Consider the following 13,592-nt stretch of genomic DNA (forward strand, 5'->3'; position numbering starts at 1 on the left):
GTATTGTAAATCCTACTAAACAGTATTGCAAATGAATCTGAAATCCTACCTTTTTTTACTTCTCGCTTGTGCTTTCTCTTCCACTTCCGCGCAAACGCTCAAAAAAGTTTTCATTAGCGACACTTCACAATTGGGGGGATTCTTAAAGGAGTTTCAGCAAGACTGCATTGAACTTGATTACACTTATAAGTTTCAGGGTGTGATTGAGGTACATATCCACCCATTCATAGGCGGTGAAAAACTGATTATACTTGCCCAGGTACTTGATGATCACTTCAAGAATGACCCTCCTAATCAATTTGCCCATTTCATGGGAAAAATCATCTTGATTTATGAATTCGATGAGAATGACATGCCAATTCATAATCGGGTATCTCCCGAGCAGATAGATTTTCTGCTGGATGAAGTGGGAGATCGGGTTTTCATTGCTCAGACGAAGGTGGGCCGGTGGGTGGAAAGATACAAACCGGACGGAAGCATTGAATCAAGAAACCTTGTCAGGTTAACGCGCGGGGGCGGTTCGCCTTTCAGTATTGTATATGTTATCGATGAAAAGACCGGCAAAATCAAAAAGCTAAAAACCGTGTGAAGGGCTTTTCGGGTATTTTTACAATAATCGGGCTTTTTTACCTAAAATGCCCTGCTCATGAAAAGTACCTTCGTCCTATCCTTCTTCCTTCTCCTTTCCTTCCTAAGCCACGCCCAAACTACCCCCTTCCAATGGCAACAGGTCGCTACCGGCGTGTGGAAAGCCACCGTGGGCAAACCGGAAGCGATTTCACCGCTGGGCGTGGCTGACGTAAAGCCGCGCGTGGAAGCGCTGCAGAAATTAGGTACCCCTACCTTTCCCACAGAATTAAAAGAAAGCAAAAGCGAACGCACCGATGGCAAGGTGTACCTGCGTTTTCCGCTGGAAAGGAGCGAACAGCTGTATGGGCTGGGATTGAACTTCAAATCCGTGCAGCAGCGGGGTACCATCAAAACCCTGCACGTGGATCACTACGGCGGCAAGGATGATGGCCGCACCCACGCGCCGGTACCTTTTTACGTGTCGGATCGGGGCTATGGGGTACTCATCAACTCGGCGCGGTACGTCACGGTGTACGCGGGTTCAGCGGTGCGGAAGGACAGCAAAAATCCGCCGGAAGAAATGAACCGGAATAGTCAGAAAAACTGGAATTCTCAGCCTTACTCCGATGCCGTAGAGGTACTGGTACCGGCGACGGGGACGGAAGTCTATGTCTTTGCGGGCAAGAATGCGATGGAAGTCGTGCAGCGCTACAATTTGTATTGCGGCGGGGGTACCTTGCCGCCCAAGTGGGGGCTGGGGTTTGTGCACCGCATGCCTACCCTGTTTACCGATGCGCAGGTGATGCAGGAAGTAAACGAGTTCGAGGCTAAAGGGTACCCCCTGAGCGTAGTCGGGTTGGAACCCGGCTGGCAGTCGTACTCCTATCCCAATAGTTTCGTGTGGGACAGCACACGCTACCCGCAGCCCAAACGGCTTTTGGATCAATTATTGGCGAAAAACATCCGGGCTAACCTCTGGATCAACCCCTACGTCTCATCGCACTCGCCGATTTACAAAAACATCCTGCCCTATACGGCTTCCCACACGGTGTGGGTGGGTGTGGTACCTGATTTTAACCTGAAACCCGCCCGGGATCAGTTCAAAAAACTCTTCACCGAACGGCACCTGAACATCGGCGTGTCGGGCTACAAGGTAGACGAAACCGATGGGTACGACCGCTGGCTGTGGCCCGATGTGGCCAAATTCCCGTCTGGTTTCAGCGCCGAGCAGGTACGGCAAACTTATGGGCTGCAATTCCAGAAAATGTCCACCGACTGGTTTCGCGAAAAAAATACCCGTACCTACGGCCTGACGCGGGCCTCCAACGCCGGGGCGTCGAACCTACCCTACGTCATTTACAACGACTACTATAATCACAAGGATTTCATTACTGCCCTCTGCAACAGTAGCTTTATCGGGGTACTCTGGACACCGGAAGCGCGCTCTTCCAAGACGGCGGAGGAATGGCTACGCCGGATGCAGGCCGTCTGCCTGTCGCCCATGGCCATGCTCAACGCCTGGGCCGATGGTACCAAGCCCTGGACTTTTCCCGAAGTAGCCGATCAGGTGAAAGATGTGATGCAGCTGCGGATGCAGTTGCTACCCTACCTCTACACGACTTTCGCGCAATATCATTATGAAGGTACCCCGCCTATTCGGGCCATGAATCTGGTGGAAGGTTTTGCCGATGCAGGTACCCTCATCGCCGGGAAATTGGACGCGACGGACAATCCCTACGCCCAGGCCGTGCGTAAGGATGTGAAGGATCAGTTCATGGTGGGCGATTATTTGCTGGTAGCGCCGATGTTCGCCGAAGAGCCGATTCGCAAAGTGATTCTCCCCAAGGGCAAATGGTACGATTTCTACACCGGGAAATTCGTGGGCGATGGCGAAACAATCACCGTTGATCAGTCCATCAAGCTGGACAAAATCCCGCTATTTGTGAAAGATGGCGGTATCATCCCCATGACTTCGACGACCCTGCATTCGCCGACGCAAGATGAAAAACTTCCCCTGACCGTGCGCTATTACGGTACTCTGCCGGGTACCTTCAGGCTGTATGACGACGATGGTGAAACCTTCAACTACGAAAAAGGTACCTTCGGCTGGACTTTGCTGGAAGTGAATAACAGAGCAGGCAAGCAATCACCTACCCAGGGGATAGCCTGGCGTTACGGCCCCGTACGGTGGGAATATATGACACCCTGAAAGGCCTGTTTTGCTGACGGTCAGCGCGTAGTCGGGTACTTTTACCCCACTGAGCCTACCCTTACGCCCCTTCTTGGTGGCTGGTACTGCTTTTGCGGACATGCTTCACAACAGAAGATTTAAAATCCCGCATCGAGAGTATTTCGCAGTACCCTTTCCGATATGAACATTACCACCTTCGATTCCTTCCGAAGCCGCAACTTCCGGTTATTCTTCATGGGCCAGTCATTATCACTGATCGGTACCTGGATGCAGAAAACGGCCGTGAGTTGGGTGATTTACTCCATCACGCAGTCCAAATTCATGCTGGGCGTGTCGGTTTTTGCCACGTTGTTTCCCGCATCGGTCTTTTCACTATTCGGCGGTATTGTCGCCGATCGCTACGACCGCTATAAGGTACTATTGACTACCCAAATCTTTTCACTCATCCAGGCCGTACTGCTGACGGCTGCCGTAGTATTTTTCAAACAATACGTGGTATGGGAAATCATCATCCTCAGTGCCGTGTTGGGGATAATCAACGGATTCGATGTCCCGGCCCGACAATCGCTGGTACACGAACTGGTCGATGACAAGAGCAATTTGCCGAATGCCCTGGCCCTGAATTCGTCCATGGTCAATCTTTCCAAGTTCATTGGCCCCGCCCTGGCCGGATTTATTCTCGAAAAATTCGGCAATCAGGTCTGTTTCGGCCTGAACGCCGTCAGTTTCATTCCCGTCATTATTTCCTTGTTGCTGATGAAGCTACCCAAATATCAGCCCAAGTCAAAGACAGACCGGAATATTCGGCGGGAATTTCGCGAGGCTTTTGCCTTTATCAAAGCGACGCCAGCCATTAGCAGTACCATTATTTTTGCGGGCATCATGAGTTTGCTGGTATTGCCCTACTCTACCCTCACCCCCGTCTATGCCAAGGATATTTTCAACGGCAACGCCACTACGCTGGGTGTCATTGACGGATTCATCGGTCTGGGTGCTTTCGTAGGGGCCATATTTCTGGCTTCGTTGAAGGCTGGGACTAATTTGAGTAAAGTACTGGCTATCAACACCATGGTCTTCGGGACCGGGCTTATACTTTTTTCCTACACCACCCTATACCCCCTGGCCCTGATGTTTGTCACGTTCGGAGCTTTCGGCATGATGTCGGTCGTCACCATCAGCAATACCATGATCCAGCTCAACGTAACTCACGAGCTACGCGGACGGGTACTTAGTATTTTCGTGATGGTTTTTGCCGGAGCGGTACCCATTGGGAGTCTTCTTATCGGGAGCGTATCGCACTACATCGGGGTACAGGCCACGGTATTGGCCGAGGGGATCATAGCCTTGCTGGTAGCTACGATGTACGCCCGCTACCTCAAAAAGCAAACGCTTCACCAACAAGAAAAAGCCGCGCTCGATAAACAACCCGAAGAGGTACTCATTCAGGCCTAGGCACATATGTGGCATAGCAACAGGGTCTGCCCATCCCTCATTATCGGGAATTATTAAGCACTAGATCGCTTAATAATTCTTTCATAGGCCACCTTTCCTGACTCCTTTCTTCCGGTTTTTGATTCATTAACTATTTCTTATAGTGCTATTGTATGCCCTTACGCGCCGATTTTGGCTTTTTTATATTTTATGAAGATTTTTTATAAAAATAGTCTGGTAAATATTTTTTTGTTTAAACGGTTAAGCATACTTTTGATTCATTCATTTAAAACCACATTTTTTCATCCAATAGTACTGAACGAATACGTAGATTAGTCTGCTGAAACATTTCACCCTATTCTGATTAACGAAATCAGTTACTTCATTTTCTTTTTTGCCCATACCTACTTGTAAGATAACCAGTTAATTACTATTAAAACAGTTCTTAACATACCCACACCAAATAGGTACCTGTCTTATTTCATACTTACCCACACATCTTTGGTCGATCGCTTGATTAAATTTTTTGATTTTTTTGCTTAATCGTTAAAGCTTTTCCTAAATCCTTACAAAAAAATAAAACCCAATGCCCTTATGAAAAAAACACTTACTTCATTATTCCTCGTGTTATTGCTAAGCCTGGGCCATATTTTTGCCCAGGCGCCAAGCATTACAGGACGGGTGACCGATCAGGCCAATGAGGGCTTGCCCGGCGTGAACGTGCTGGTAAACGGCACGACCCGCGGCACGACTACGGACGCCGAAGGCAATTTTACCATTGCCGCGGCTTCTGACGCCACGCTCACTTTTTCGTACATTGGCTATGAAAGCCAATCGGTTAAGGTAGGTACCCGCTCGGTGGTAAATGTGCAGCTAGCCCCTGAATCCAAAAATCTTAGCGAAGTGGTCGTGACGGCGCTGGGCATTAAGCGCGAGGCCAAAACGCTAGGCTACGCTACTGCCACCGTAGATGCCGACCAGATTTCGACCAATCGCACGCCTAACTTTGTGAGCGGATTACAGGGCAAAATGTCGGGGGTCAACATCACGACCATGGGTACCGGTCCCGCGGGCACAGCCAAAATCCGTATTAGAGGTCAATCGTCGTTCAGCGGCAACAACTCGCCCCTGATCGTGGTCAACGGGGTACCTATTGACAACTCCAATTACGCTCTGGGGGGTGATTTCGGTACCCGCGCAGCCAATAGCTCCGACGGAGGCGACGGTCTGAGCAGCATCAATCCTGACGACATAGAAACCATGACGGTTTTGAAAGGGGCCACCGCCGCGGCGCTCTACGGCTCCCGTGCCAAGGATGGCGTGGTGATGATTACGACCAAAAACCGGGGTACGGGCAAGGGATTCGGGGTAAGCTACAACGCCAACTTTACTACCGATACTCCACTGGACTATACCGATTTTCAGTACGAATATGGTCAGGGTGAGGGAGGCAAGCGCCCCACGACGGCCAACCCTACCTCGGGGGTGTGGAGCTTTGGCGAGAAGTTTGAGCCCGGCATGACCCAAACCCTCTTCGACAACGAAACCTGGCCCTACGAGCCGGTTCGCAACCGCGTGAAGCAATTCTACCGGGTAGGTACCAATTTCACGAATACCGTTACGGTGTCGAACAATGGTCAGAACGGCGGCTTCAGCCTTTCCCTAGGCAATACCGACAGCAAGGGCATCATGGAAAACAATACTTTCAACCGCAAAGTGATTAATCTAGGCTTTACGCAGAACATCACCAGCAAACTGACGGCTTCGGGCAACATTAATTATTCCAAGGAAAAGAACGTCAATCCCCCGCAGCTAAACACGCAGGATTTTTCGGTGTCGACCGTGGTATTCACGCTGGCTAACTCCATGCCTTTCGACGCCCTGCGCCAGAATCAGACGATGCCCAACGGTGACGAGTTCGTTTTTTCGCGTTTCCTGGTGCGGAACAATCCCTACTACTCCATGAACTACCACTTCGAAAATATCAACCGGGATCGCCTTTTTGGCAACATCGCGCTGAAGTATCAGTTCACCGACTGGCTGTACCTGCAGGGCCGCATTGCGCAGGATTATTACATCCGCAATCAGGATTACAACATCCCCAACGGCTATGCGCCCATCCCTAAAGCTCCCGTCGGCTTTGTGAACGGCTCTTTCACGCAGGATGTACGCCAGAACACCGAGCGAAACCTCGACTTTATCCTGGGTATCAATAAAGCTTTCGGCGATATCGGTATTGATGTGAATCTGGGGGGCAACCAACGCTACGCCCGCAACGACTACAATAGCGTGACGGTCCAGGATTTTATCCAGCCAGGCCTCTATACAGTCATGAATGGCCGCGTCAAAAATCCGCTCTACAGTTTGTCGGAAAAGAAAATCAATTCACTCTTCGGTGCGGCTACCATTTCCTACAAGGAGTTTCTGTACCTGGGTGTCACTGCCCGCAACGACTGGTTCTCGACTCTGGCTCCGGCTAATCGCAGTATCCTCTACCCTTCCGTCACGGGTAGCTTCGTATTCTCGCAGGCATTCGAGGGCCTGCCCGCCTGGCTGTCGTTCGGTAAGCTGCGGGCGGCCTACGCACAGGTGGGCTCCGACAACGTAAACCCCTACTCCAATGCGCTATACTATGCTGTGGACAACAACTCGTTTCCCAACCCGTCGGGACAGTTGGTGCCCGTGGGCGGTATCAATGCTTCCACGGTACCTAACAAAAACCTCCGCCCGCTTCGGGTGAAGGAGGCTGAGGTAGGAATGGAGTTGAAATTGTTCCAGAATAAGATAGGCTTTGATTTCACCTACTACCACAAAATCACGGAAGACCAGATTCTGGCCGCCCAGATTTCCGACGCCTCATCCTATACCAGCAAGCTGATCAACGTGGGCCGCAGCATGAATCAGGGCGTCGAAATGCTGCTGACTTTCTCACCCGTGAACACCAATGCCTTCCGGTGGGATGTAAGCGCCAATGCTTCGTACAATACATCCAAGGTACTCAAACTGGGACTTTCGGAAAACGATACGGTCATTACCGTAGGCGGTGGCGGTGGACGTACCCTGAACGAAGTCGTAGGCAAGCCCATCGGCCAGTTGTACACCTTCACCTACCTGCGCGACGCGCAGGGTCGGCAGGTTTTTGACAAGAATAGTGGCATGCCCCTGCGCAATAACACGCTGATGAATGTGGGCAATGCCCTGCCGAAGTACTTTGGCGGTATCACCAACACCTTTACCTACCGGGGCATCTCGCTGTCGGCCTTAGTAGATTTCAAACTGGGCTTCAAGATGATCGCGGGGCGTAACATCAACTACATCCGCCACGGCTTGTCGAAACGTACTCTACCGGGCCGGGACGTAGGGTACGTCATTGGCGATGGAGTGAATCCCGACGGCGAAATCAACCAGACTAAAGCGGCCGTACAGCCTTTCTATGAATCCATCAATCCGCTGGGAATCAACGAAGATTTTGTGTCCAACGCCGGGTTCTGGAAACTGCGTCAGATCACACTGGGCTATGATTTCACCAAACTCTTACCCGAGCGCCTATTTATCAAAGGACTGAAAGTCAACGCTGTGGCCAACAATGTGCTCATTATCAAAAAATGGACGGAAAACATGGACCCCGAAGAAGCGCTTGTAGCCTCAGACAATGGCGTTGGGATGGATTTCTGGCCGGGCCTACCCCCTACCCGCAGCGTGGGCTTTAATTTGAACGTCAGATTTTAGGTTTTCAGCTATTGGCCAATAGCTGCTCGCCATTTTTCCAATCTAGAAATCCAATCATCATGAAAAAGAATCTAAAATACATAGTAAGCCTGGTGCTCTCGCTGAGCGTGCTTTCAGGCTGCGACCAAGGCTTCGACGAAATAAATACCAATAAGGTGGACCCTACCTCACTGGCGCCTTCGCTGGTGCTCAACAAGGCCATCATCAGTACCACCTACCTCGACGGTGGCTCCACGCTGGGCATGCTGACTTACAACTTCGGGATCGTGCAGCAGATCATTACACCCTACGGCAGCTCGCTTTCGGGCGGCAATTACAATCAAATCAACAACAGCAACACGCCGCTGGTGTGGGTGAATTTTTACCGCAATGTGGTCAAGCAGTTAGTTTCGGTGCTGGATCAGACCAAAGACGACCCCTTGCAATCGAATATCTACAACGCCGCGCGGATCTGGAAAGCTTACGCTTTTATGATCCTGACCGACACCTACGGCGATGTACCCTACTTTGAAGCCGGCCAAGGCTACACCAACGAAATCATCACGCCCAAATACGATCCTCAGGAAGCTATCTACAAAGACATCCTGAAAGAGCTCGACGAGGCATCTGCCGCCCTCGACCCGGCCCAGGCCGCAGTAGTCACGGACATCCTGTACGGAGGTAATGTAGCTAAATGGAAAAAGCTGGGGTACTCCCTGATGCTGCGCGCCGGCATGCGCCTGACCAAGGTGAATGCAGATCTGGCGAAGACTTATGTGCAAAAAGCCGTAGCGGGTGGCGTATTCCAGTCCAATGCCGACAATTCTGTGATTCGCCATACGGCTATTTATAATAACTACATCGCCAATCACCTCGCTGCACGGGAAAAAACCAACTTCTACCTGACAGCGCCTTTTGTCAACTACCTAAAGACCAATAACGACCCGCGTCTGCCAGTATTTGCCGTACGGTACGTGGGGGCCAAGGGCGGTCCCGAGCAGGTAGCGGCCCGCGCCTCCTCGGCCCCCAAGGATCAGATCGGGATGCCCGTAGGCTACAACGACGTCACGATCACTTCGACCCTGCAGGCCAACGGAGTGGCCAGCCTCTGGGATTACTCGCAGGTCAACCTGACCACGGTTCTGAAACTCGACGCTCCCGAATTCCACGTGACCTACGCCGAAACCCTGCTGCTATTGGCCGAGGCCGCCTACCGGGGCTGGGTGTCGGGCTCGGCAGCCGACTACTACGCCAAGGGTATTCGCGCCAATATGGAGCAAATGGCGCTCTACGATGCCAGTGCCACGATCAAAGAGGCTGATATTGTAGCCTACCTGTCTGCGCATCCCTATGACGAAAGTAAAGCGCTTGATCTGATCAACACGCAGTACTGGGTAGCCACCTTCCTGGATGGCAACGAGTCATGGGCCAATTTCCGGCGCAGCGGATTCCCGGCGCTGCAAAAGAACCCCTACCCCGGTTCCGAAATCAAGGGTGACTTCATCCGCCGCCTACCCTACCCTGACAGTGAGATCGTGGTCAATTCGGGCAATCTCAACGAGGCCATCACCCGGCAGGGACCGAACAATCTGGATACCCGTGTTTGGTGGGACAAGTAAAAATCAATTTTAAATCAGCATACCGAAGCGGACAGAATGAGGGATTGAGTGAATATAAAATGCTGCTTTTTGTCTTTTGCATTCAATCAGTCACCGTGGAGAAGCTGTGCTACCCTCACCCATTTACTCATCGCACGGGCAACCGCCACGGAGGTACCCTGCCAACTATCAATCTATCACTATGAAGAACAACAATACACGCCGCGACGCTCTCAAAACACTCGGCCTGGGAGGCTCGGCGGGTTTACTGGGTTTGTTTGGTGGCGTTTCCGAAGCACAGGCTCGTGAGGAGAAAGGTACCCCCTCCTATGCTAAAGCCATGAAACCCGTCAAAATCACCAAGGTACGGGCCATTGCCACCGCTCCACAGGGCTCCAATTTGATCGTAGTAAAAGTCGAAACCTCCGAGCCGGGTTTGTACGGGTTGGGTTGCTCCACATTTACCCAGCGCGCCGCCGTGGTGCTGCCCGCCATCAATACTTATCTTGATGAATTCTGCGCCGGCAAAGACGTGGACAACATCGAGGATATCTGGCAGGGTGCCTACGTGAGTTCCTACTGGCGCAACGGCCCCGTGCTGAATAATGCCCTCAGCGGTCTGGATCAGGCGCTCTGGGATATCAAGGGCAAGCGCGCCGGCATGCCCGTATACCAACTGCTGGGCGGTAAGGTACGCTTTGCCATTCCGTGTTACACCCATGCCAATGGCAACTCGCCCGAGGCCGTTGCCGAAGATGTACAACGGCTGCAGGCACAGGGCTACAAGCACATCCGCATTCAGCAGGGTGGCTACGGAGCCGTGGGCAGCACCGCCCAGCAAGCCGATTTCAAGGCCGAGGGTTTCGGCGGAGCAACCGACAATTTTATGAACGAGCAGGCATACCTGAAATCGGTACCTCTCATGTTTGAAACCGTGCGAAAGCGCGTCGGCGAAGAACTGGAACTCCTGCACGATATCCACGAGCGGGTGCAGCCGATGAATGCTATCAACATGATCAAGAAGTTGGAAGAATTCCGACCTTTCTTCATCGAAGATCCGTTTTCGCCCGAGAACATGGAGTGGTTCCGGCAATTGCGGATGTCTACGACCGTACCCATCGCCATGGGTGAGCTTTTCAACAACATCAATGAGTTCAAGGAGCCCATGGCCAACCGCCTGTTCGACTACATCCGCTGCCATGTGTCGCAGATTGGCGGCCTTACGCCCGCCATGAAAATAGCCCGGCTGGGTGAGTGGTTCAACGTCCGCACAGCCTGGCACGGCCCCGGCGACGTGTCGCCCGTGGGTCACGCCGCGCAGGCCCACATCGACTTTGCCATCTGGAATTTCGGTATCCAGGAAGCCGTCAATTTTTCCGACAAGATGAAGGAGGTATTTTCTGGCTGCCCTACCATGAAAGACGGCTACATGTCGGTCAATGAGGTACCCGGCCTGGGCGTTGATATCAACGAAAAAGAAGCCGCCAAGTACCCCATCGGCACGAAGTCCAACTGGCAGGTTCGCCGCGCGGACGGAACGATCATTCGGCCTTAAATCAATTTTGAATGAGCGAATGATAGAATAAAAAAGAATTCCTATCCTGTCACTCGCTCATTAATTTACTATCGTTCCAACATTCACTTATTCTGTCATTGAAAAAACGCGTTTCTATGAAGGACATTGCTGAAAAGGCGGGGGTATCCACCGCCCTGGTCAGCTATGTCCTGAACGGGAAAGAAAAAGAGAGTCGGGTAGGTGAGGAAATGGCCAAAAAGATCAAGATTATTGCCCGGGAGCTAAACTACCAGCCCAATCATGTGGCCAAAAGCCTGCGCAGTGGCAAAACCCATACCATTGGACTGATCATAGCCGACATATCCAACCCTTTCTTTGCCAACATCGCCCGGGTCGTGGAGGATGAAGCCAAGCGCAGCGGCTACACCGTCATCATCGGAAGCTGCGATGAAAACGCCGATAAATCGTGGGATTTGCTAAATGTCCTGATCAACCGGCAGGTGGACGGTTTTATTATTGTTTCTTCCGAGAGCTCCGAAAAACAGGTACTTTATTTAAAGGAAAAAAATATCCCCTTCGTATTGCTAGACCGCCACTTCCCGGACATCCAGACCGATTTCGTGGCCACCAACAACTACAAAGCCTCCTACGATGCCACGATTCATCTCATCGAGGGCGGCTACGAACAGATCGGGCTGCTGGCCTACAAGTCGGACATGTACCACATGAAAGAGCGGATCAGGGGGTACCAGCACGCGCTGCGGGACCGGGGGATCGCGTTTGAGCCGGAATGGCTGAAGGAAATCCGCTTTGAATACCTGGAAAAAGAAGTGAAGGCCGCGCTTGATGCCATAGTCTCATCGGAACAAAAGCTGGATGCCCTGGTTTTTGCCACCTACGGACTGGCAATCAACGGCCTTAAGTACCTGAATGAATTGCGTCTCAGGGTACCCTCCGACCTGGCCATCGTCAGTTTTGGACAGGCCGAAGGCTTCGACCTGTATTACTGCCCCATTACTTTTATGAAACAGCCCCTGGAATTGCTGGGGAAAACCGCCGTCGAGTTTTTGATTGGCAAAATAAAAAATCCCGACGAGGGCATGAAGCAAATCCTGATGGAAGCCAAACTGGTAGCCCGGGAATCTTCGATGACCAGGAGTCGGGTGGAGTTGACCAAGTGAGTTATCCTGTGTAAAGCTAACCGCTGAGATGCGAGAACGGGCCCTGTGCCTTAACTACTAACCATGCAACGAAGACATTTCCTTAAATCGACTACGCTAGGTACTGCGGCCGTACTTTCGGGCCTGCCTCAGTACAAAACCGAGGCGGCTTCTAAGTTGAAAATCACTAAAATCCGCTACTACGCCGCGCCGGGCTACAACAAACCTCTGTTCAATCAGGCTCGGGGAATCGTGGAAGTCGAGACTGACGGCGGCATCATCGGCATCGGCGAAGGCGGCTCCAAGGATATGATCGAGCAGTGCGCCCAAATGCTCATCGGCGAAGACCCCTTCCGCATCGAGCATTTGTGGCAGTATGTCTACCGGGGCATGTTCTACCCGCCCGGGCGTGAGAAGCTACACGCGCTGGGGGCCATCGAAATGGCGCTTTGGGATATTAAGGGAAAAGCCCTTAACGTACCCGTGTATGATTTGCTGGGCGGCGCTACCCGCGATTATGTGGAATGCTACGCCACCGGATTCAGTGCTTCCAAAGCCAAAACCGAGGAGGAGCGCGCCCGCGACTGCATCGAGGCCGGCCTGCGCGCTTACCGAATCGGCCCTACCGGCGGCAACAATGGTGATGAGCGTTTCGATTTTTATGAGAATGTGAAGAAAACGATCGAGCACTGCAAGCGCATCGACGAGGCCGTAGGCGGTGGCGGGCATTGGGCCATCGACCTGCACACCCGCTTCGACCTCACCGACGGCCTAAAAATCTGCACGGCTCTGGAAGAGTTGGAACCTTACTTTGTGGAAGACATCGTCCGCTCCGAAAACCCCGGCGTGTACCGCAACGTGCGCACCATGACCAAGGTACCCATTGCCGTGGGTGAGCAGTATGGCGACCGCTGGGATACCAATGAGCTAATTGAAGACCGCCTGATCGACTACACCCGCTTTACTCTGCCCAACACCGGTGGCATTGCCGAATTCAAAAAGCTGGCCGCCATTGCCGAAACGCACTACGTAGGTATGATCCCGCACTTTACTGGTCCGCTTTCCACCGCCGCGCTGGTACATGTGCTGGGGTCGAGCAGTCCGTCCCGCTGCCTGATGGAACTGGGCGGAGGCCAGCCCGAGCGTCCAGCCTATTTCAATGAAGATTATATCAATTTCAAAAATGGCAAGCTGTACCTAAATCCGAGCCCTGGACTGGGTGTAAAGTTCGACCCGAAGAAGGCCACGTTTGTGATAGAAGTGAAGGAAAACACCAAATTCCCGCACCCCTACCTGAAAGCCCCCGACGGGTCGATTCATAACTGGTAGTTTTTGAAGGGACGAAGGTACAGAGCGACAAAGGCACAAAGACTTTTCGTCTTGCGTAAAATACGTTTCTGCAAAGAAAATAACAGAAT

The 13,592-nt window shown here is 52.1% G+C and carries 8 protein-coding genes; all 8 read left to right on the plus strand.

What is annotated here, in order from left to right:
• Positions 1-31 precede the first annotated feature (31 nt).
• Positions 32-589, plus strand: coding sequence for a hypothetical protein (locus tag GBK04_RS10290; RefSeq protein ID WP_152759377.1), 558 nt, complete (start codon positions 32-34; stop codon positions 587-589).
• Between the two features lie 57 nt (positions 590-646).
• Positions 647-2,779 carry a glycoside hydrolase family 31 protein gene (locus GBK04_RS10295; RefSeq protein WP_152759380.1) on the plus strand — a complete coding sequence of 711 codons (2,133 nt, stop codon included), beginning with the start codon at positions 647-649 and terminating at the stop codon, positions 2,777-2,779.
• A gap of 162 nt (positions 2,780-2,941) precedes the next feature.
• On the plus strand, positions 2,942-4,213 hold the full coding sequence (locus tag GBK04_RS10300; RefSeq protein ID WP_152759382.1) for an MFS transporter: 1,272 nt from the start codon (positions 2,942-2,944) through the stop codon (positions 4,211-4,213).
• 573 nt (positions 4,214-4,786) lie between these two features.
• On the plus strand, positions 4,787-7,921 hold the full coding sequence (locus tag GBK04_RS10305) for a SusC/RagA family TonB-linked outer membrane protein (RefSeq protein WP_152759384.1): 3,135 nt from the start codon (positions 4,787-4,789) through the stop codon (positions 7,919-7,921).
• Between the two features lie 59 nt (positions 7,922-7,980).
• A complete protein-coding gene (locus GBK04_RS10310) occupies positions 7,981-9,519 on the plus strand; it encodes a SusD/RagB family nutrient-binding outer membrane lipoprotein (protein ID WP_152759386.1) in 1,539 nt (512 codons plus the stop codon).
• 181 nt (positions 9,520-9,700) lie between these two features.
• Positions 9,701-11,053: an enolase C-terminal domain-like protein gene (locus GBK04_RS10315; RefSeq protein WP_152759388.1), complete on the plus strand. Its 1,353-nt coding sequence runs from the start codon at positions 9,701-9,703 to the stop codon at positions 11,051-11,053.
• A 116-nt stretch (positions 11,054-11,169) separates the two neighbouring features.
• Entirely contained in the window at positions 11,170-12,195 is a 1,026-nt protein-coding gene (locus tag GBK04_RS10320; RefSeq protein ID WP_152759390.1) for a LacI family DNA-binding transcriptional regulator, read from the plus strand.
• Positions 12,196-12,258: 63 nt separating this feature from the next.
• A complete protein-coding gene (locus GBK04_RS10325; RefSeq protein WP_152759392.1) occupies positions 12,259-13,503 on the plus strand; it encodes a mandelate racemase/muconate lactonizing enzyme family protein in 1,245 nt (414 codons plus the stop codon).
• Positions 13,504-13,592: the final 89 nt, after the last annotated feature.

The sequence above is a fragment of the Salmonirosea aquatica genome (assembly GCF_009296315.1).
Classification (GTDB): domain Bacteria; phylum Bacteroidota; class Bacteroidia; order Cytophagales; family Spirosomataceae; genus Salmonirosea; species Salmonirosea aquatica.